The sequence below is a fragment of the Pseudomonas vlassakiae genome (assembly GCF_014269035.2).
Taxonomy (GTDB): domain Bacteria; phylum Pseudomonadota; class Gammaproteobacteria; order Pseudomonadales; family Pseudomonadaceae; genus Aquipseudomonas; species Aquipseudomonas vlassakiae.
On sequence record NZ_JABWRP020000019.1, the window covers coordinates 43353 to 63689 of the forward strand.

Genomic DNA, 20337 nt, shown 5'->3' on the forward strand with positions numbered 1-20337 from the left:
GCATGAGCTACATCGCCAACCCTGAGCGCTACGCGCGCATTCCCTACCGTCGCGTCGGCCGCAGCGGCCTGGTGTTGCCGGCCCTGTCCCTGGGCCTGTGGCACAACTTCGGCGATGCGACGCCGATCGACACCCAGCGTGCCTTGCTGCGCACGGCTTTCGATGCCGGCATTACCCATTTCGACCTGGCCAACAATTACGGCCCGCCCTATGGCAGTGCCGAGCGCAACTTCGGCCGCCTTCTGCGAGAAGACCTGCGCAGCTACCGTGACGAACTGATCATTTCCAGCAAAGCCGGCTGGGATATGTGGCCGGGGCCTTACGGCCAGGGCGGCAGCTCACGCAAGTACCTGATCGCCAGCCTTGACCAGAGCCTCAAGCGTCTGGGGCTGGACTATGTGGACATCTTCTACTCGCACCGCTTCGATGCCGAAACGCCGCTGGAGGAAACCGCGATCGCCCTGGCCGATATCGTGCGCCAGGGCAAAGCGCTGTACATCGGCATTTCTTCCTATTCCGCCAACAAAACCCGCGAGATCGCCGCGCTGTTGGCCGAGTTGAAGGTCCCGCTGCTGATTCACCAGCCGTCGTACAACCTGTTCAATCGCTGGATCGAGCAGGACTTGCTGGACACCACCGAGGCGTTGGGCGCCGGTGTCATCGTATTCACCGCACTGGCCCAGGGGCTGCTCAGCGACAAGTACCTGGATGGCATTCCCGCTGATGCACGGGTCAACCGCCCCGGTGGCGGCTCGCTGCTGCCGCAGCACCTGTCCGAGGCCAACCTGGCCCGCGCCCGTGCGCTCAACGAGATTGCCCGTCGCCGTGGGCAGAGCCTGGCGCAACTGGCGCTGGCCTGGACCTTGCGCGACCCGCGGGTGAGTTCGGCGCTGATCGGTGCCAGCCGGCCGGAGCAGATCACCGAGAATGTCGCAGCACTCGACAACCTGGCATTCAGCCTCGAAGAGCTCGCCGAAATCGACCGCCATGCCGTTGAAGGCGGGATCAACCTGTGGGAAAAGCCCTCGACCGACTGGAAGGAGTGAGCCATGCGCGTACTACGCTTTGCCGCGCTCGTGCTGCTGGCGCTGGCGGGTGCCGTTCATGCCGCGGACCCTGCGACACTGCGCATCGGCTATCAGAAAGGCTCGATCAGCCTGGTGCTGGCCAAGCAGCACCGGCTGCTGGAACAGCGGTTCGCCAATACGCATGTGCAGTGGATCGAGTTCCCGGCGGGGCCACAGATGCTCGAAGCGCTGAACATTGGCAGCCTCGATATCGGTTCCACCGGGGACATTCCGCCGATCTTCGCCCAGGCCGCAGGTGCAGACCTGCTGTACATCGGCGCCGAACCTGCAAAGCCGAAGGCCGAAGTCATTCTGGTACCCAAAAGCAGCCCGATCATTTCGCTGGCTGAGCTCAAAGGCAAGCGTGTCGCCCTGCAGAAGGGCTCCAGCGCCCACAACCTGCTGTTGCGCAGCCTGGCCAGCGTGGGCTTGAGCATGCGCGACGTGCAACCGGTGTACCTGGCGCCCGCTGACGCCAGGGCAGCCTTCGAGCGTGGCAGCATCGATGCCTGGGCGATCTGGGACCCGTACTATTCGGCCATCGATCTGGAAGGCAAGGCACGGCTGCTGGCGGATGGCGAGGGGTTGGGGTTGATCGGGCCATTCATGCTGGGGGCGCGTGGTTATGTCGAAGCCAATGGCGATTTCATCAAGCGCTTGCTGGCGCAGATCTCCGAGGCTGAGGCGCTGACGCGCACTGACGAGGCCGGCAGCATCCGTGTACTGGCGCAGTTCATGGGGCTGCCGGAGGAGGTGGTACGGCGCAGTTTCAGCCATCGGCCGGCATCGCCGTTGATACCGGTGAGCGAGGACATCGTCGCCGCGCAGCAGCGCACGGCGCAGCTGTTCTACGAGAACCGGCTGTTGCCCAAGCGGGTCGACATTGCCGGTGCGGTCTGGCGTCAGGATTGACGTGCTGACCGAAGCTCAGCCCTGGGCGAACTGCAACAACCTGTCGCCCTCCAGCCGGTAGCGCACCCACTCCGCTTGCGGTTCGGCGCCCAGCGATCGGTAGAAACCGATCGCGGGCTCGTTCCAGTCCAGCACGCTCCACTCGAAGCGTCCGCACCCTTTGGCCACGGCTTCGCGAGCGATGTGCCGCAGCACATCCCGACCTGCGCCGCCGCCACGTTGTTCAGGGGTGATGTACAGGTCTTCCAGGTAAATGCCGTTGCGGCCTTGCCAGGTCGAGTAGCTGTAGAAGTACACGGCAAAGCCGATGGCCTGGCCATCGCGCTCGCAGATCAGGCTGTGCACGGTGCTGCCCTCATCGAACAGGCTGTGCTCGATATCGGCCAGGGTGGCGACCACTTCGTGACGGGCGCGCTCGTAGTCCGCCAGCTCGGTGATGTAGGCGAGAATCTGCGCGGCATCGGCGCGAACGGCGGGGCGGATGGTCAAGCTCATGCAGGGCTTCCTTGTGCTTGGCTGAGGGTGCGCTTGGTGAACGGTACAGTAATGTGTATGTGCATAATTTAATGCAGCTGTACCGGTCGCAGGGTAAGGCGACTCCGTTAGTGTGACAGCTCCTGCAATACTTCTGGAGTGCCTGCCATGCTTGCCTCTGCCGACCTGCTGACCGCCTTCGTGCTGTTTGCCTTCGTGTCCTCGATCACTCCTGGGCCTAACAACACCATGCTGCTGGCCTCGGGCGTGAACTTCGGCGTGCGCCGTTCGATCCCGCATGCCATGGGCATCAGCGTCGGCTTCATGGTCATGGTGCTGGCCGTGGGCCTGGGCCTGGGTGAGGTGTTCAAGGCCTGGCCAGTGCTGTACACCGTGTTGCGTTACACCGGTGCGGCCTACTTGTTGTACCTGGCCTGGAAGATCGCCACTTCAGGGCCGCTTGGCGCTGACTCGCCGAGCGCGCGCAAGCCGTTGGGGTTCTGGGGGGCGGCGGCATTCCAGTGGGTCAACCCCAAGGCCTGGGTGATGGCGGTCGGGGCAATCACTACCTACACGCCCGCCCAGGGCTACGTGATGAATGTGATCGTCATCGCCGCGTTGTTCGCCTTGGTCAACCTGCCCAGCGTCGGTGTCTGGGTGATGTTCGGCAGCGCCCTGCGCAACCTGCTGCAGAACCCGCGCTGGCTGATGCTGTTCAATGTCCTGATGGCCTTGCTGCTGGTGATATCACTGTACCCGCTGCTGTTTGTAGAATCGGCGTTTTCATGACGCGATGAGTACAGCAAACCGATGCAGTTGATTCCCTGGTCCTTTGACAGCGCCGAAGGCTTCACCCTGCGTGGCTGGCGCTCGCCAGCCAGTGGCAAGCCCTTGCTGCACTTCCTGCACGGCAACGGCTTCTGCTGCCTGGCCTACCAGCCTTTGCTGATGAGCCTGAGCGAAGATTTCGATCTGTGGCTCTGCGATGTCCAGGGCCATGGTGACAGCGACCATGGTGGGGCCTTCCGTGGTTGGAACCGTACCGCCGCGCTGGCGGTAGAGGCCTTCGAGGCCGGCCGCGGTGAATATGGCGAGGTTCCCCGGTACGCCGTGGGGCATAGCTTCGGTGGCGTGCTGACCGGGTTGATGCTGGCCAGCCAGCCGGGCTTGTTTGCCCGTGCCGTACTGCTCGACCCGGTGCTCTTCAGCCGGCGCATGATCGGCGTGATGGGCGCCGCTGCACTGCTCGGCCTGCACCGCCGGCATGCCTTGGCGCGCAAGGCTGCCAGCCGACGCAGCCATTGGCCAGACCGGGACGCGGCGCGGGCCTCGCTGCATGGGCGTGGCATCTTCAAGGGCTGGACCGACGCGGCGCTGCAAGCGTATGTCGAGCACGCGATCGGGGACTGCGGCGAGGGGGTGGTGCTCAAGTGTCGGCCCAGCCGCGAAGTGGAGATTTTCAGCTCGTTCCCGTCGCGCATGTGGGCGCAGCTGGCTTCCCTCCAGGTGCCCACGTTGGTCCTTTACGGCGAAGACACCTATCCCTTCGTGCCGCATTCGGTGCAGCGCCTGGCCCGCCTCAACCCTGCAGTCAGCGCCCGCCAGGTACCTGGCGGGCACTGCTTCATGCAGGAGGACCCGGCCATGGCTGCACAACAGGTGTTGGACTACCTGAAAGCAGAATGATTGTTCTGTTCGTGGAACGATGAGTGCCATTTCAACTGGCTACCGGCTTATTGGCCTCATTGGTAAGGTTAACCCAGCCAAGAGAGGAGACTTCTCATGAAACAGATCCTGGGTATCCACCGCAGCCCTCACGTCCATTGGGTGGGTGATGGCTTCCCGGTGCGCAGCCTGTTCACGTATGACAACCTGGCCAGCAAGATCAGCCCGTTCCTGCTGCTCGACTATGCCGGCCCGTACGACTTCAGCCCGACCAGCGCGCGACGCGGTGTCGGCCAGCACCCGCACCGTGGTTTCGAGACCGTGACCATCGTCTATCAGGGCGAACTGGAGCACCGCGACTCGACCGGCGCCGGTGGCCTGATCGGTCCCGGTGACGTGCAGTGGATGACCGCTGCCAATGGCATCATCCACGAAGAGTTCCATTCACCGGCCTTTGCCCGCAGTGGTGGTTCGCTGGAGATGGTGCAGCTCTGGGTCAACCTGCCGGCGCGTGACAAGCGTGCGGCGGCGGGGTACCAGACGCTGCTGGCCAAGGACATTCCGGTGGTGCAACTGGAGGGTGACGCCGGCAGCCTGCGGGTCATCGCGGGTAGCTATCAGGCCCACGCAGGCCCGGCGCGGACATTTACCCCGATGGATGTTTGGGACATGCGCCTGAAGGCGGGTGCCAGCCTGCAATTGCCGATCGCCGACGGCCACAATGCCGCTCTGGTGGTGCTGCGCGGTAGCGTACGCGTCAACGGCGAGCGCGAAGCCGGCCCGGCCAGCCTGGTGCTGTTGGAGCGCGCTGGCGAGGATGTGGCGATCGAGGCGCTCGAAGGCACCAGTCTGCTGTTGCTCAGCGGTGAGCCGATCGATGAGCCGATCGTAGGCTATGGCCCGTTCGTGATGAACAGCCAGGCAGAGATTGCCGAGTCGTTCGATGACTTCCACGCCGGGCGCTTCGGGCAGATGGCGGACGAGGGTGCTGGCCTGGATCATTGACTGCCTGAATCGGCCTCTCGCGGGTAAACCCGCTCCGCGGAATGCTCACTCCGCTCAAGGCGGTGACGATCCTGTGGGAGCGGGTTTACCCGCGAAGAGGCCGGTACAAACTCCGGCAAACCTTGGCATGATGCAGTGATGCCACAGTCCCGACTGCACGCCGTTCAGCGCTCACTCACTGCCTGCCGCCAGCACACGCTGTGGCTGCGTTACCCTACGCCCTATCACTGGCCATCGACCCAGGCCTTCCTGGCCGCCCGCTGCATTCCCGGTGTTGAGACCTTCAGTAATGGCCTCTATCGCCGCAGTCTCTCCGTGGCTGGCCAACACGCTGTACTCGAAGCCAGGCCTGCCAGTGGCAACCGCCTGTACATCCAGCTCAGCGGTGTGCCTGCCTCAGCCGTCCCTTTCCTGATCGCCCGTATCCGTCGTTTCTTCGACCTGGACGCCGACCCGGCGCGCATCGCCGCCGAGCTGTCCCGCGACCCGTTGATGGCCAGGCTGCTCGCCGTACGCCCAGGCCTGCGCGTTCCGCAAGGCTGGGACGCCTGTGAGCAGGCCATGCGCACGGTGCTCGGTCAGCAGATCAGCGTGGCGGGCGCCATGACCCTGGCAGGGCGCCTGGTGGTGCGCCACGGCCAGCCGTTGCGTGTTCCGGCCGCCGGCCTGACGCATGTGTTCCCGACGGCGGACGTGCTCGCCGCTGCCGACCTGGAAAACATGGGCATGCCTCGCGCACGTGCTGCCACCCTCGGAACGCTGGCGCGTGCGCTGAAGGAACAAACCGGATTGCTGCGTAACGGCCAGGCGCTGGAGCCGCTGGTGGCCGAGCTCTGCCGGCTGAAAGGGATCGGCCCCTGGAGTGCCCAGTACCTGGCACTGCGCCAGGCCGGCGCCAGCGATGCATTGCCGTTGGGCGATGTGGCGCTGGCCAAGGCCTTGCGCCTACTGGAAGGCCCTGACAGCCGACTGGCCGAACGCGCCCAGGCCTGGCGCCCCTGGCGTGCCTATGCCGCGCAGCATCTGTGGGCGTCCCTGGCTGACACTTAGGCATCCTCAGCGACCGCCTGTCGCGAACTGCCAGCATTCGATCGAACGAGCAGTGCTCCCCGCCGTTCTTCCACTAAGGTGCTAAGGGATTCCCCGCATGATCATTGCCCCGGCGCATGGACGGCCGCTTGGGCATGCGCAATATCAATTGGCACCCTGCCTGCCAAAGGCGTACTCACACACAACAGGCCATCCAGTACAGAGAGGGTCGTACTATGTCGTTGATAGGAGTTTCGATGCTGGAAATGCGGCAGATCATCGAGCAGGCTTGCCTGCCCGACCGCTGCGAAGTCAGCTGCCCGGACGGCACCACCCTGACCATTCGCCTGGGTCAGGGGCAAAGCCTGGAGGAGGGCGTGACCCTCTCCGGGGTCTCATTGCAGAGCTTGAACAGTTGTCGCGACCTGGTGAATCTTGTCGGTCAGTTGCACACCCTGCGGGACAGCCACCCGGCGGCACTCAGGGCCATCGCCTGAGCACCCGATGCGTACCGGTCAGCCGAGGCTGGCCGGGCGCACGTATTCGGGCATCAGCCCGTGGCTCCAGAACAGGATCATCGATACCAGGATGGTCACCAGCAACAGCAACCCCACCCCCCACACGCAGCTGGCAAACAGCATGGCCTGCTCTTTGCGCAGGCGCAGGAAGGTCTGCAAGCCGCCGTACAGCAACACCGTGGCGTAGGCTGACGCGGCGACCAGCGCCAGCAGTGCCAGCCAGCGGACCGGCACCAGGCCAACGACGCCGGCGAAGAACCACGGCGTAGCGCAGTAGGCGGCAAAGCCGATGCATTGGTTGAGCGTCGGTTGCGCATCGAAACCGCGCGACATCCAACGGATCATCACCCCCATCAGCATCACCCCGACCACCGTGGTGGCGTACAGCAGCCCGGCCAGTTGCGCGGCGCTGGCCATGCTCAAGCGTACGCGGTCCTCTGCGGCCAGGCTCCAGCCGAAGGTGGTGGTACCGACGAACAGGCACAGGGCAGGGATCAGGGCCAGCGCCAACAGGCGCGGCAGGTATTGCTGCGGATGATCTTCTTCGGCGCGGCGGATGTCGATCCAGGCGTCGGAGGGGCGCGTGAAGAGTTTGAGCAACGGGCTGTTCATGGCGTTCTCCAGAAGGCAAGCCTTGTAGTTATGGAGATCCGCCGCTTGTATCAGGTTCATCCTGACGCGTGGCCGTTGATCGGCTTATTGCAGTTCCAGCAGCAGGTTCAAGCCGCCATCGCCGCACTTGCCTTGATCGCGGACCACGCCATGATAGCTCCGCCCGTCCCATACGAACGCCACACTGTGGGCGCGCTCGACCTTGTCTGGCAAGGGTGGACAGATATGCAGGCGCAGGCCAGGGCGGCCCTGCAGATTGAGAGGGGCGAGCTGGCACTGGCATTCCACGCTCAGGGCGACCGGGCCGAACAGGGTGTCACGGACGTAGTCGAGTTGCAGGCTGGAATTGGGCGCACGGCCGGGCATCTTCATGGCCGCAGGGCTCCTGGGCGCTGGCACAGCAGGGAAGACGGGTTAGGCATTGGCGGCAGGCTCCTGGCAAAAGGATGGCACGTATCATCTTTTGGAAGCCTACCGCAGCTGTATGTTCAACTTGTTTCATGGGTTTTCACGGTTTTTTTGCAGTGGGCCGACGAAGGGCCGCGTGGCGCGGTGCGTCGTCAGTCAGCCGCTTGCAGGGGATCATCTGCGTTCACGCCTGCCCGAAAAAGCCCCGCTGCCATCTTCCGAAACGACAATGCATATCATCCCCCCGATTCGGGGAATTTCCATGGGGGATCCTCCCCAAATGGGTCCGTTTCCATTACTAACTGACTGAAATAGCACGCTATTTCCTTATGGCACACACCTTGCTGCCCTCTCTGCAGTGTTTCTGTGTCCCGGAGGTGCAGCATGTCGACCCCGTCCAAAGGCCCCGTCCTGACATCACTGGTCCTGGCCTTGTTTGGCTGGGAAGCGTCCGGCGACAGTGAGGCTGCCGTGCAGTGCCAGCGCACGCTGGTGGCCAACGTGGTGGCCCTGGATCAGCCGCTGATGTTCAACCGCCTGGGCGCGCAGAACGCCAACGGCATGATCTTCGCCCTGCGCGAGGATGTGGTGGACGAGCGTCAGGTTCCGCTGAGCAAGGGCGGTGCCGCGGTGCCGGGCAAGGTGACCCTGCGCCCTGACAAGCGCCCACGGCCGATCGTGCTGCGCGTGGCCGCCGGGGACTGCCTCACGGTCAACCTCACCAACCTGCTCGACTACCGGGCCAACCCCAACAAGCATGGCATCGAGGCGGAACACGTCGAAGGCGTCGAACTGCCGAAAGACCCGGCTGCCGAAGGCTTCGTCGCCGACGAGCAAGTCGCCGAGCGCATGGTCGGCTTCCAGGTCAACGGCATGCAGGCGGTCAACAGCATCGCCGACATCTCTGCCAACACCGGCCGCAACGGCAACTTCCTGGTCAGCCCCGGCAGCACCCGCAGCTACACCTTGTTTGCCGAACGCGAAGGGGCCTTCGTCGCTACCAGCAAGGCCGCCACCTTTGGCGGCGAAGGGGCTGCCGGCAACGTCGCCAACGGCTTGTTCGGCCAGGTGGTGGTGGTCCCCAAAGGTGGGCGAACCTACCGCAACACCCTGACCGAAGAAGAAATGCGCCTGGCCACCACCGGCCGCACCGCCGCTGGCCAGCCGGTGATCGACTACGAGGCCCGCTACCCACAGCGCGAGCCCTGGATCACCGAGGGCAAGGCCGGCAAGCCGATCATCGCGATGATCGACGGCAACCAGATCCTCAGCAGCGAAACCGACGCCATCGTCATGGGCCCCAACCCTGATGGCAGCTTCCCAAAGTCCACCTACCCACTGGAAAGCATCGGCAAGCGCAACCCGGCGCTGCCCAACCGGCTCGAAGCGTTCCGCGACTTCGCCTCGCAGTTCGCCGATGAGGTGGCCGGCACCCAGGCCTTCCCCGGTTACTGGGCGGACCCGGTGATGGGGCATGTACTGGAACCGGCACGCGACGCGTTCATGATCAACTACGGCTCCGGTGGCATGGGCGCCGAGGTGGTTGCCAACCGTCTCGGCGTGGGGCCGATGCATGACTGCCTGTCGTGCGCCTACGAAGAGTTCTTCCTCAGTGCGCACACCGTGGGCGATATTGGCACCCTGGTCGATGTGCCGGCCAACGTCGGCCTCGAACATATCCGCCCCGGCGAAGTGCCGCCGGCCAGTGCCACCGGGGTGAAGGCCAGCATGGCCCTGTACCCGGCGGAACCGGCCAATGTGCACCATAGCTATATCGGTGACTTCACCAAGTTCCGCAACACCCACAACGGTCACGAGCAGCACATCTTCCACTTGCACGGGCACCAGTGGCTGTTCAACCCCAACGACGACAATTCCGACTACATCGATGCCCAGGGTATCGGTGCCGGCGTCGGCTACACCTATGAGATCGCCAACGGTGGCTCGGGCAACCGCAACCGGGTGGCCGGCGATGCCATCTATCATTGCCATTTCTACCCGCATTTCGCCCAAGGCATGTGGGCCATGTGGCGGGTGCATGACGTGTTCGAGGAAGGCACCCGGCTGGATGTCAGCGGGCAGGGCGAGAACGGCTTCCACAGCACGCCGTTCGCACTGCGCAGCGGCAAGCCAGCGCCAGGCGCCCGGGCACTGCCAGACGGCGAGATCGTTGCCGGCACGCCAATCCCGGCCATCGTGCCGTTGCCAGGCAAGGCCATGGCGCCGATGCCTGGCAAGGTGGTGGTGGTGCCCAAGCTCGCTGCCGAGCAGGTGGTCGCCAACGACGATGACCACGCCCAGCCGCCTGGCGCTGCCAAGGCGATCGGCTCGCTGGCCCTGGTCGACCGCAGCGAGGCCAACCGCAATGCCGACGGTACGCTGAAGAACCCGGGCTACCCGTTCTGGATCGGCGGCATGGAAAGCAGCGTTGGCAACCGCCCGCCGACCCCGCCTCTGGACATGCTCGACCCGACCCTGGCCCGGCAGCTCAAGGACAGCGGCAAAGCCCTGTGGGCCAACCTCGACCCCAACCAGGTCGATGGCTGGGACGGTGGACTCGGGCGCCATGCGCTGGACGGTGTATCCGCTGGCGGCGAAGCCGTTACCACCACCACCAAACTGGATTTTTCCAAGGTGGTGCACCGGGCCAAGCCGATCTACCTGCCGGAGGAGGGCACCGACGTCGAGCAGGCCGCCATGCAGTTCCATGCGGCAGCCGAGCACCCCAGCTACGCGCTGGTCCCTGGCAGCCAGCCGGTGCCCAAGGCGTTCCGCACCAACGGCGCGCTGCCAACCGCAGGCGCCCCCTTCTACGAGCCGTGCATGGATGACCGCGGCAAACGCCTGACCCAGTCTTCGGGCGCGGGCGAATTCTTCAGCGGCGAAAGCCTGAGCGGTATCAACTTCCGTGGCGCGTCTGCCTTCACTGCCGATCGCCCGCGCATCTACAAGGGCGCCAACATCCAGTTCGACGCGGTGTACAACAAGGTCGGCTACCACTTCCCGCAGGCGCGCATCATCGCCCTGTGGGAAGACGCCTGGCCGGTGATCACCAAGCAGCGCCCGCCAGAGCCACTGGTGATGCGCATGAACACCTTCGACTGCACGATGTACCAGCACACCAACCTGATCCCGTCGTTCTATGAAATGGACGACTACCAGGTGCGCACCCCGACCGACGTGATCGGCCAGCACATCCACCTGCCCAAGTGGGACCTGACCGCTGCCGACGGTTCGGCCAATGGCTGGAACTACGAAGACGGCATCCTCTCGCCCGGCAGTGTGGTCGAGCGCGTGCAGGCCATCCGTGCCTTCAACAACTGCACCGAGGGCGACCCTCGCGACGGCACCGCTGCCTGCCCGAAAGCCAGGCAGCACCCGTACTTCGGCCGCTTCGGCCGGGCCGACTGGCTGGGCGCGCGCACCGCCATGCAGCGCTGGTTCGCCGACCCGCTGGTCAACGTGTTCAACGTCGACCGTGGCCTGGGCACCATCTTCACCCACGACCACCTCGGCCCATCGACCCACCAGCAACTCGGGCTGTACGCCACCGTGCTGGCCGAGCCGGCCGGTTCCACCTGGTACCACGCCGAGACTGGCGAGAAGCTGTACAACCCGGCCACCCGCCAGGATGGCGGCCCGACCTCGTGGCAAGCGGTGATCCACACCGGCGACAACGACGGTGACGGCAAGAACGACAGCTACCGCGAGTTCTTCCTGGAGTACAGCGACTTCCAGCATGCCTACGAGGCGGGGGTGTACGTTGGCGCCGGCCCGGATGGCATCCCCAATGCCCAGTCGTTCCCGGCCACTGGCGACAGCTTCCGTTACGCCATCAACCCGCCGGTACGCGGCAAGGCGTCGAACCTGCTGGAAGCCATCGTCGAGGAACGTGGGGGCATCACGCCGGGTTGCCCGAGCCGGCCATGCCCGCAGGCGATCTCGGTGGATGACCCCGGCATGTTCGTCGTCAACTACCGTAACGAACCGCTGGCCCTGCGCGTGTTCGACCCGAACAAGGTCGGCCCGGACGGCAAGCGCGGCATGCAGGCCGAGGGCCTTGGCGGTGACCTCAGCTACGCGCTGCAGACCCGCACCGACCGTGCCATACCGGCGCTGAACCTGGCGCCTTCGGCGATCACCTCGGCGGTCGGCCCAACCGGTGGCACCACGCTGTTCCCACCGCACATCAACCGGGGCGGCAGCGAGCCGGGCGACCCGTTCACGCCGATGCTGCGCACCTACAGCGGCGACAACGTGCGCCTGCGCATGCATGCCGGCGGCCATGAAGAGGAGCACAACGTGACGCTGCACGGCGTGAAATGGCTGCAGAATGGCTCCGGTTTCGGCAACAGCTCCAACTCGGGGTGGAAGTCATCGCAGATGATCGGCATCTCCGAGCAGCTTGGCTTCCTGGCTCCGGTGTCGATGATTTCCAGTTCCGCCGCCACCAATGGTGACTACCTGTATTCGCTGGACGCAGCGCTGGAAGGCTACTGGAACGGCATCTGGGGCATCATGCGCAACTACACCACCCAGCGTGCCGACCTGTTCCCGCTGCCGAACAACCCGCAGCCGGTGGCCATGCGCAACACCGTGAACTTCGACGGTATCTGCCCGAAAACCACGGCCAACCCCAACGGCATCGGCACCCGCGCCACCGTCAAGCGCAGCTACGAGATCGTCGCCGCGCTGGCCAACGACATCCTCGACAACCGCAACGGCGTCGCCATCAACGATATCGCCGGTATCGGCCAGCATGTCGGCGGGCCGCTCAAGGCCAATGGCGGCACCCTGGTGTTCAACAACCGCAAGACCAGCATCCCGCTGGTGAGCGGTGTCGATCCCGAGGACGGCATGCCGTTCAGCATCGGTGGCCACAGTGCGCCGCTGCACGACCCGACGGCCATCCTGTACGTGCGCAAGGCCGACCTCGATGCCAGCACCGGCAAGCTGAAAGCCGGCGTGCCTGTGGAGCCGCTGATCCTGCGGGCCAACGCTGGCGACTGCATCAGCATCACCCTGGAGAACCGCTTGCCCGAGGTGATGCCGGACTTGCCCAGCACCGCGGTGATGCACAACGTGGTCAAGCGTGACCGGTTCGACAGCGAAGGCGCCACCGCCTTTGCCAACAACCTGATGCGCCCGTCCAGCCATGTCGGCCTGCACGCCCAGTTGCTGGCCTATGACATCACCAGGTCCGATGGTGCCAACGTCGGCCTCAACCCGGTGCAGACCGTACCGCCCCGGGTCGGCAACAGTGGCGCCTACCCGAGCAAGGTGTACCAGTACTACGCCGGCCACCTGGAGCGTGAAGGCAAGCCAGTGCTGCAACTGGGCCGCACGGTGGACAACATCAACACCACGGCGATCGAGTTCGGCGGCCTCAACCTGACCCCGTCGGACTTCATCAAGCAACCGCAGAAGGGCCTGGTCGGTGCCATGAGTGTCCTGCCGCAGACCGCCACCTGGAGCGAAGACACGGCCACTCGCGCCCAGGCCACGGTAAAGGTCACTGGCCAGCCGGACTACCGCGACTTCGTCACGGTCTGGCAGCGCGCGCTGAACATGCGCTGGGCCGATGGTCGCCCGGTGGAAGGCATCAATGCCGAAGGTAATGGTGCGGCGGGCGACCCGCAGGACAACGGCAACATGGCCGTCAACTACCGCACCGAACCGCTGTGGCTGCGCTTCGGCATGGCCCCGGACTCGCCGTTCGGCCACGCCAACGGCCTGGGTTTCGCCGATGTGCCCAACGCTCACATGGCCTACGCCAACGCCCTGGTCGGTGGCGACCCGCTGACCCCGGTGCTGTACGCCAAGCCAGGCCAGCCGGTGCGCAACCACATCGTCATGCCCAGCGGTGGCAGTCGCGGCATGGTCTACCAGCTGGACGGGCACATCTGGCCGCTGCACAGCTACCAGGCCGAGAAGAATGACCTCGACGGCTACCCGATGAACCAGCCAGGCATCGGCTCGGTGCGCTTCGGCCTCAACCCGATGGCCATGTACATCGGCGCCCAGGAGAGCGTGCTGCCCGCCGCGCACTTCAGCTTCATGCTGCCCAGTGCCGGTGGCGCCAACGCAGTGCCCGGCGACTACCTGTTCCGCGACTATGCCGCCTACGGCAACCTCTCGGGGCTGTGGGGCATCCTGCGGGTGACCAATGAACTGCCGCCGGCAACCGCCGTGGGCCAGTAAGGGAGCGCGAAGATGAACAACAAGCATATTCGCTCTGCCTACATGGGCCTGGTCATGGGGGCGGCGCTGATCGGCCTGGGCATGGCGTACGAAAAGCTCTGGTGCGACCCGCGCGAACTGCTGCAGCAGCCCGCCGACCCGCAGGCCCTGCACCGGCTCAGCCGCGATGGCGTGACGGTGGAGTTCGAGGCGCGGCCATTGGCCGGCGGCGACTTGCGTGAAGGGGGCTTCGCCAACATCCGCTTCAAGGTCACCGACCAGGCCAGCGGCCAGCCGCTGTCGGGCATGGCGCCGGGGGCCTGGATCGACCCGGCACAGTCGGCACCGGCAGACGGCGGCAACCGCGACCAGAGCTGCAAGGCCCGTGTTGCCTTGTTCCTCAAGAGCAGCATCGGTGCACGCCCGTTGCTCGACCTGAACAGCTACTTTCTGCTGGTGCTGAACAAGGACGCCAGCCTGACCGTGATCGATCCGACCGTGTCGGTGGGCGGCATCACCAGTACCCTGGCGCGCATCGACCTGCCGGGCCGGCCAATGGACTGGACGGCCACCGGCGACGACAAGCAGGTCTTCGTGTCGATGCCGGAACGTGGCCAGGTGGCAGTCATCGATACCGAGACCTTCACCCGCGTGGCCACCCTGGAAGCCGGTGAGTCACCGGTGCGCGTGGCCCTGCAGCCGGATCAGCACCGGCTGTGGGTCGGCAACAACAGTAGCGACCCGGCCAAAGGCGGTGTCACGGTGATCGACGTTCCCGCGCGCAGTACCCTGAAGTCATTCGCCACCGGCTCCGGGCACCATGAAATCGCCTTCAGCGCCGACTCACGCTACGCCTTTGTCAGCAACCGCGACGGCGGCACGCTGAGCATCATCGACATCCCCCGGATGCGCCTGGTGAAAACCCTGGAGGTCGGCCCGCACCCGCTGTCGGTGGCGTATTCGGCTTTGTCCCAGGCGGTCTACGTCACCGACGGCGAAGAGGGCACGGTGCGGGTGATCGATGCCAGCAGCCATCAGCTGCGCCATATCGTCAAGGCCGAGCAAGGCCTTGGGCCGATGCGCTTCAGCGGTGATGGCCGCTATGGCATCGTGCTCAACACCCTGGACAACCAGGCGCTGGTGATCGATGCCAGTACCGACAAGCTGATCCATCGGGTTCCGGTGGCGGCCGAACCGTACCAGCTGACCTTCACCAAAGGCTATGCCTACATCCGCGGCCTGGCCTCGCCCAAGGTCAGCATGATCAACCTGAGCAGCCTGGGCGAAGGGCGCCAGCCGATCGTGCAGGGTTTCGAAGCCGGCCCCGCGGCGCCCCGCCAGGCCGGCGACCTGCCACTGGCCCAAGGGTTGGCGGTGTCGCGTGACGACAACTCGGTATTCGTGGTCAACCCGGTGGACAACACCACCTACTTCTACGCCGAGGGCATGAACGCCCCGATGTCCGGCTACAACAACCGTGGCCACCAGGCCCGCGCGACCCTGGTCATCGACCGCAGCCTGCGTGAGCTGGCACCGGGCGTGTATGGCTCGACGGTGAAGATGCCGGCGGCGGGCAGGTTCGATGTGGCCTTTTTGCTCAACCAGCCGCAGATCATCCACTGTTTCAGCACCGAGGTGGCCGCCGCGCCGGCGGCGAGCGAGCGCCGGGGGGCGCATGCCGAGTTCATCGGCCTCGACCAGCCCATGGCGCAGCAAACGCAATTCACCGCCAAGGTGCGCATCGTCGGCGACGACGGCCGGCCACGGGTGGGCCTGGGCGACCTGACCCTGCGCTACTTCCTGGCGCCGTCTTCGCTGCCGCGCAACCTGCCGCTCGAAGAGGTGGGTGAGGGCGTGTACCAGGCGGCGCTGACCTTGCCCGAAGCCGGCGCCTGGTACCTGCATGTGCAATCGCCATCGCTCGGGCGCACGTTCGCCGAAGAAAACTACACCAGCCTGCGCGTGCTGCCAGCCGCAGCGGCTACCGCTTCCCAGACCGAAGTGAGGCATGTGCGATGAACGCCAAGCATTGTTTCCGGCTGCTTGCCCTGAGCCTGGCATTGGCCAGCAACCTGGCGCTGGCCCATGCCGGCCATGACCACCAAGGCCACGCCGGGCCGCCGCCGATGGCGCAGCAGGAAAAGGCCAGCGTGCGCTTTGCCGATGTCCCGCTGCTCAACCAGGACGGCATGCCGGTGCGCCTGGAGCACGACCTGGTGGGCGAGCGCCTGGTGATCATGGGCTTCATCTACACCAGCTGCACCACGGTGTGCCCGGTGGTGTCGTCGATCATGGGCAAGGTCCAGCAACAGCTGGGGGGGCGGGTGGGCGAGGAGATCCAGCTGGTGTCGATCAGCGTCGACCCGCAACGTGACGACGCCAAGCGCCTGCAGAGCTACGCCAAAGCCTTCCAGCATGGCCCGGGCTGGAGCTGGCTGACCGGCTCGCAGTATGCAGTCACCGAAACCCTCAAGGGCCTCGGCAGCTTCAGTGCCGACCTCAGCCAGCATCCGCCGCTGATTCTGGTGGGTGACGGCCGCACGGGCCACTGGACCCGCTACTACGGCTTCACCGACCCGGCCGTGCTGGTCGAGGAAATCAACCGCCTGAGTGCTCGCCGCGTCCACGCCAAGAGCACCGCCATCGCCGAACGCAGTGAGGTGCAGCCATGAGCAGCACAACCCGCCACACCACGATGCGCAGCACTGACTGGCTGGCCCTGGTGGCCGTGCTGTGGATCCTCAGCGCGGTAGCGTTTGCCCATGAGGGCCATGGGCCACAGGGGCCCAGCCCGCAATCGGCACCGCCGGCCATGACCAGCGGTGGAGGCACCCGCGATGCGCAGGCCTGGTTCACCGACACCGTGCTCAAGGACCAGAACGGCCGCGAACTGCGCTTCTACAGCGATGTGCTCAAAGACAAGGTGGTGATGCTCAACGTGATCTTCACCCGCTGCACCGACGCCTGCCCGCTGATCACCCGCAAGCTGCGTGAGGTGCGCGATGCAATGGGGCCAGCGCTGGCCAGCCAGGTGACCTTCGTGTCGATCAGCAGTGACCCGCTCAACGACACCCCGACAGCGCTCAAGGCCTTCGCCGAGAAGCAAGGTGCAGACAGCGCCAACTGGCTGTTCCTCACCGGCGACCAGGCCGCTATCGACCTGGTGCTGGGGCGCATCGGCCAGTTCCTGCCCAGCCCCGAGCAGCATTCGACCCAGCTGATTGCCGGTGACGTGGCCGGCAAGCGCTGGAGCAAGATCCGCCCGGATGCACCCGCGGCCGCCATTGCCCAGCGCATGCAGCTGCTGGCGCAACCGCTGGCTGGGCGATAGCAGCCATGGCTCGGTTTTTGTGGGAGCGGCCTTGCGTCGCGAAAGGGCTGCGCAGCAACCCCGGGGATTGCTGCGTTGACGCTGAAAACGGGGGCCGCTGCGCGCCCCTTTCGCGACGCAAGGCCGCTCCCACAGGGTTTCGCATAACCTGTTCATTGCTGTTGGCACTCAGTGTTTTCCTTGCGCCTTGCGGTGCAACCCAGGCACTCGACCTTACGCCGACTGAACAAGCCGGCAAACGCTTGTACCGGTACGGGGTCTCGAGCAGCGACGCACAGCTGATGGCTCGGGTCGGCGCCAGCGACATGAGCGTACCCGCCAGCGTGCTGCCCTGCGCCAGCTGCCACGGGCTTGACGGGCGTGGGCGCGCCGAAGGCGGGGTACAGCCACCCAGCCTCGACTGGCAACGCCTGGCGCTCGGGCAGGGCGAGCGACAAAGCAACGGTCGCCGCTACCCGGCCTACCGCGACGGCACGCTGGCCCGCGCCATCCAGCACGGCGTCGACCCCGCGGGGCAGCGACTGGACCCCGCCATGCCGCGCTTCGAATTGACCCTGGCTGACCAGCGCAACCTCACGGCTTACCTCAAACGCCTGGGCGATGAACGTGACCCCGGGGTGGAAGCAGGCGTGCTGCGCCTGGGCACCTTGCTCCCCGCCCGTGGCCCACTGGCTGAAGCCGGGCATGTGGTGCGTGCCGTGCTGGAGGATGGCCTGGCTCAGATCAACCAGCAGGGCGGCATTCATGGCCGACGCCTGGAGCTGGTGGTCGCCGATGCCGGCACCGACCCGGCCAGTGCCGAGCGCGCCTTGCAGCGCCTGCTGGACCAGGAGCAGGTGTTCACCTTGATCACCCCGCTGGTGCCCATGCTCGATCAGCAACTGCCGACACTGCTCGAACAACGGGGCGTGCCGCTGATCGGCAGCACGCCACGCAGCGGCGGCAGCCCCCTGATTTTCGACCCGCTGCCGGATGTCGCCAGCCAATTGCTGAGCCTGGCAGCCCACGCCAAGGGCGCCCTCGGCTTGCCGCCAGATGGCTTGCGCGTGGTGTATGCCGGCAACGATCAGGCGGCACTGGCCGAGCAGGTGCGCCAACGCCTGCTCCAGCAAGGCTGGACGCCCGCACCGATCCTGGCCTTCGACGGCCAGGCCGTCGATGGCCAGGGCATCGTCTTCGTCGGCCGCGCCCAGGCCTTCGCCGCGCTAGCCCAGGCGCTGCACGCCGAAGGGCGTGCGCCATACCTGCTCGCCGCCTCCAGCCAGGTGGCGGCAGCGGTGGCCAGCGTGCCAGCGCAATGGTCGCAACGGCTGTTCCTGGCTTATCCGTTCTTGCCCGATGACTGGACCGAGCAGGGCATGGCGACCCTGGCTGGCCTGCAACAGCGCCAGGGCCTCGACCCGCGCCAGGTGTCGCTGCAGGTCAACGCCCTGTGTGCCCTCAAACTGCTGTCGGAAGCCCTGAAGCAGATGGGGCGCGAGGCCAGCCGCGAACGGCTGGTGGGCGCCCTGGAGCGCCTGCACGATGTCGATACCGGCCTGACCCCGGCGCTGGGCTTCGGCCCCGGCAGGCGCCAAGGTATGGCTGGCGCCCATGTCGTCGCGGTGGCGCTGCCTGGGCCGCGCTTCAGCGCCGTCGCCGCGTACCGGCCGTTGCCGGACAGCCCTTGAACGGAGGTGCTCATGCGATTCCTGTTGCTGTGCCTGCTGCTGGTGGCCGCCAAGGCGAGCTGGGCCGACGTGCCCGCTGCGCGGGTCAACGGCGTGACTATCGACCTGCTGCGCCTTGAGCGCTATTTTTCCGAATACCTGCAGGCACAGGGCAGGGCAGTGGCCAGCATTCGCAATCCGACGCTGTACAAGCGCCTGCGCGAGCAAGCACTGGATGAACTGATCGACAAGGAATTGCTCTGGCAGGAAGCCCAGCGCCGGGGTATTCACATCAGTGATGAGCAGGTATCAGCGCAAGTCAGCGAAATCGAAGCAGCCTTCGCCAGCCCGGCATTGTTCGCAAGGCGCCTGGCAGATGCAGGATTCGATCGTGCAGAGTACGCTGATTACATGCGCCGCGAGATGGCCGCGCAGCGGGTGTATGCTCAGCTCAGCGCGGTTGACGAACCCAGCCAGGCCGAAGTCGCGGCGTTCTACCAGGCCAACCGGCAAACCCTGCAAGGAGCGCAGAACCAAAGTGTTAGTCCATCGGTCATACCCGAACCGGCCCTGCAACGGGCCAAGGCTGCGCTCATCGGCCAGTTGCAGGCGCAGGCGCGCCAATCCGTGCGCCAACGTTTGCGCCAATCCGCTACAGTGGAGATCGCCGACTGACGCCCTTGAATGGGTTTCCCCAAAGCTGGGGAATAGCACTTTGGCAAAGTGCCATCAGTTTCCCCGGATGTGGGGAACAAGGCCTGCGCCTGTGTCGTGGAGTTTGCTGCAACCCAGCGGGATCAAAGACTTACAGTGGTGCGAGATGACAATTCATGCCTGGCACGAAGCCTGCTCTAGCCTTGTCGAGGCCGCACTTCGCAACCCGGGTTACCGGGCAGTATTTGGGAGTCGACCTTGGTGAACAGAGTATTGGTAGTCGATGACGAACAGACCCTTGCGCAAAACCTGCAAGCGTACCTGCAGGCGCAAGGCCTGGAAGTTCACGTCGCCCACGACGGTGCCAGTGGTATCGAGCAGGCTCAAAGCCTGGCACCGGACGTGATTGTGCTGGATTACCGCTTGCCCGACATGGTGGGGTTCCAACTCCTGGAGACCGTGCGCAAGAACAGGCAGTGCCATTTCGTGCTGATCACCGCCCACCCGACTGCCGAAGTCCGTGAGCGAGCTGCCGAACTTGGCGTGAGTCATGTCCTGTTCAAGCCGTTCCCGTTGGCCGAACTGGCCCGCGCGATCTTCGACCTGACGGGCATCGAGCGCCGGCGCAGGGCCACTGACGATCCAGCCGAAGGGTTTGTCGAACGACGCCAGAACAGGAACGAGTCGTTCCCCTTGCAGTTGTACGATGGCAGCTGGGTGTTGGCCGATCGCCGCCGTCATGGCGCCAAGCCCCCAGGACCTGACGACGAACAACTGCTCACCGGGGAATAGCGGCGCCCGCTGCCCTGGCCAAGCCAGCCCGCGACGCGCCC

Annotated in this window: 17 protein-coding genes; 14 read left to right on the top strand and 3 right to left on the bottom strand. The window is 65.5% G+C overall.

Annotated elements, in window-relative coordinates:
* Window positions 1-2: 2 nt before the first annotated feature.
* On the top strand, window positions 3-1046 hold the full coding sequence (gene mgrA, locus HU738_RS21485) for an L-glyceraldehyde 3-phosphate reductase (RefSeq protein ID WP_176510044.1): 1044 nt from the start codon (window positions 3-5) through the stop codon (window positions 1044-1046).
* 3 nt (window positions 1047-1049) lie between these two features.
* Complete coding sequence (locus HU738_RS21490; RefSeq protein WP_186602952.1) at window positions 1050-1979, top strand: aliphatic sulfonate ABC transporter substrate-binding protein; 930 nt, start codon at window positions 1050-1052, stop codon at window positions 1977-1979.
* 15 nt (window positions 1980-1994) lie between these two features.
* On the opposite strand, the gene HU738_RS21495 is transcribed toward HU738_RS21490, so the two are convergent.
* The gene (locus tag HU738_RS21495) at window positions 1995-2474 is read right to left on the bottom strand and encodes a GNAT family N-acetyltransferase (protein ID WP_186602953.1); all 480 of its coding nucleotides are present in this window, start codon (window positions 2472-2474) and stop codon (window positions 1995-1997) included.
* Between the two features lie 147 nt (window positions 2475-2621).
* Between HU738_RS21495 and HU738_RS21500 the strand changes: the two genes are divergently transcribed.
* The 5 genes from HU738_RS21500 to HU738_RS21520 all read left to right on the top strand — a co-directional run bounded on the left by HU738_RS21500 (window position 2622) and on the right by HU738_RS21520 (window position 6649).
* On the top strand, window positions 2622-3242 hold the full coding sequence (locus HU738_RS21500) for a LysE family translocator (RefSeq protein ID WP_189660613.1): 621 nt from the start codon (window positions 2622-2624) through the stop codon (window positions 3240-3242).
* A 21-nt stretch (window positions 3243-3263) separates the two neighbouring features.
* Window positions 3264-4139, top strand: coding sequence for an alpha/beta fold hydrolase (locus tag HU738_RS21505; RefSeq protein ID WP_186602954.1), 876 nt, complete (start codon window positions 3264-3266; stop codon window positions 4137-4139).
* Window positions 4140-4235: 96 nt separating this feature from the next.
* Window positions 4236-5123 carry a pirin family protein gene (locus HU738_RS21510; RefSeq protein WP_186602955.1) on the top strand — a complete coding sequence of 296 codons (888 nt, stop codon included), beginning with the start codon at window positions 4236-4238 and terminating at the stop codon, window positions 5121-5123.
* Between the two features lie 138 nt (window positions 5124-5261).
* Window positions 5262-6173 (top strand): DNA-3-methyladenine glycosylase family protein, encoded by a 912-nt coding sequence (locus HU738_RS21515; RefSeq protein ID WP_186602956.1) that lies wholly within the window; start codon window positions 5262-5264, stop codon window positions 6171-6173.
* A 215-nt stretch (window positions 6174-6388) separates the two neighbouring features.
* Window positions 6389-6649: a DUF1652 domain-containing protein gene (locus tag HU738_RS21520; protein WP_054885291.1), complete on the top strand. Its 261-nt coding sequence runs from the start codon at window positions 6389-6391 to the stop codon at window positions 6647-6649.
* A gap of 18 nt (window positions 6650-6667) precedes the next feature.
* On the opposite strand, the gene HU738_RS21525 is transcribed toward HU738_RS21520, so the two are convergent.
* Both HU738_RS21525 and HU738_RS21530 read right to left on the bottom strand, forming a co-directional pair.
* Window positions 6668-7282, bottom strand: coding sequence for a Yip1 family protein (locus HU738_RS21525; protein ID WP_186602957.1), 615 nt, complete (start codon window positions 7280-7282; stop codon window positions 6668-6670).
* 84 nt (window positions 7283-7366) lie between these two features.
* Window positions 7367-7654, bottom strand: coding sequence for a hypothetical protein (locus HU738_RS21530; protein ID WP_054885289.1), 288 nt, complete (start codon window positions 7652-7654; stop codon window positions 7367-7369).
* Window positions 7655-8074: 420 nt separating this feature from the next.
* Between HU738_RS21530 and mnxG the strand changes: the two genes are divergently transcribed.
* The 7 genes from mnxG to HU738_RS21565 all read left to right on the top strand — a co-directional run bounded on the left by mnxG (window position 8075) and on the right by HU738_RS21565 (window position 20296).
* Entirely contained in the window at window positions 8075-13891 is a 5817-nt protein-coding gene (gene mnxG / locus HU738_RS21535) for a manganese-oxidizing multicopper oxidase MnxG (protein WP_186602958.1), read from the top strand.
* A gap of 12 nt (window positions 13892-13903) precedes the next feature.
* Window positions 13904-15889: a cytochrome D1 domain-containing protein gene (locus HU738_RS21540; RefSeq protein WP_186602959.1), complete on the top strand. Its 1986-nt coding sequence runs from the start codon at window positions 13904-13906 to the stop codon at window positions 15887-15889.
* Entirely contained in the window at window positions 15886-16542 is a 657-nt protein-coding gene (locus tag HU738_RS21545) for an SCO family protein (RefSeq protein ID WP_186602960.1), read from the top strand. Before HU738_RS21540 ends, HU738_RS21545 begins: the two co-directional genes overlap by 4 nt.
* Window positions 16543-16565: 23 nt before the next feature.
* Entirely contained in the window at window positions 16566-17201 is a 636-nt protein-coding gene (locus tag HU738_RS21550) for an SCO family protein (protein WP_420066525.1), read from the top strand.
* A gap of 5 nt (window positions 17202-17206) precedes the next feature.
* A complete protein-coding gene (locus HU738_RS21555; RefSeq protein ID WP_186602962.1) occupies window positions 17207-18871 on the top strand; it encodes an ABC transporter substrate-binding protein in 1665 nt (554 codons plus the stop codon).
* Window positions 18872-18883: 12 nt separating this feature from the next.
* On the top strand, window positions 18884-19525 hold the full coding sequence (locus tag HU738_RS21560; RefSeq protein WP_186602963.1) for a SurA N-terminal domain-containing protein: 642 nt from the start codon (window positions 18884-18886) through the stop codon (window positions 19523-19525).
* Between the two features lie 237 nt (window positions 19526-19762).
* Window positions 19763-20296 (top strand): response regulator, encoded by a 534-nt coding sequence (locus tag HU738_RS21565; RefSeq protein ID WP_186602964.1) that lies wholly within the window; start codon window positions 19763-19765, stop codon window positions 20294-20296.
* Window positions 20297-20337: the final 41 nt, after the last annotated feature.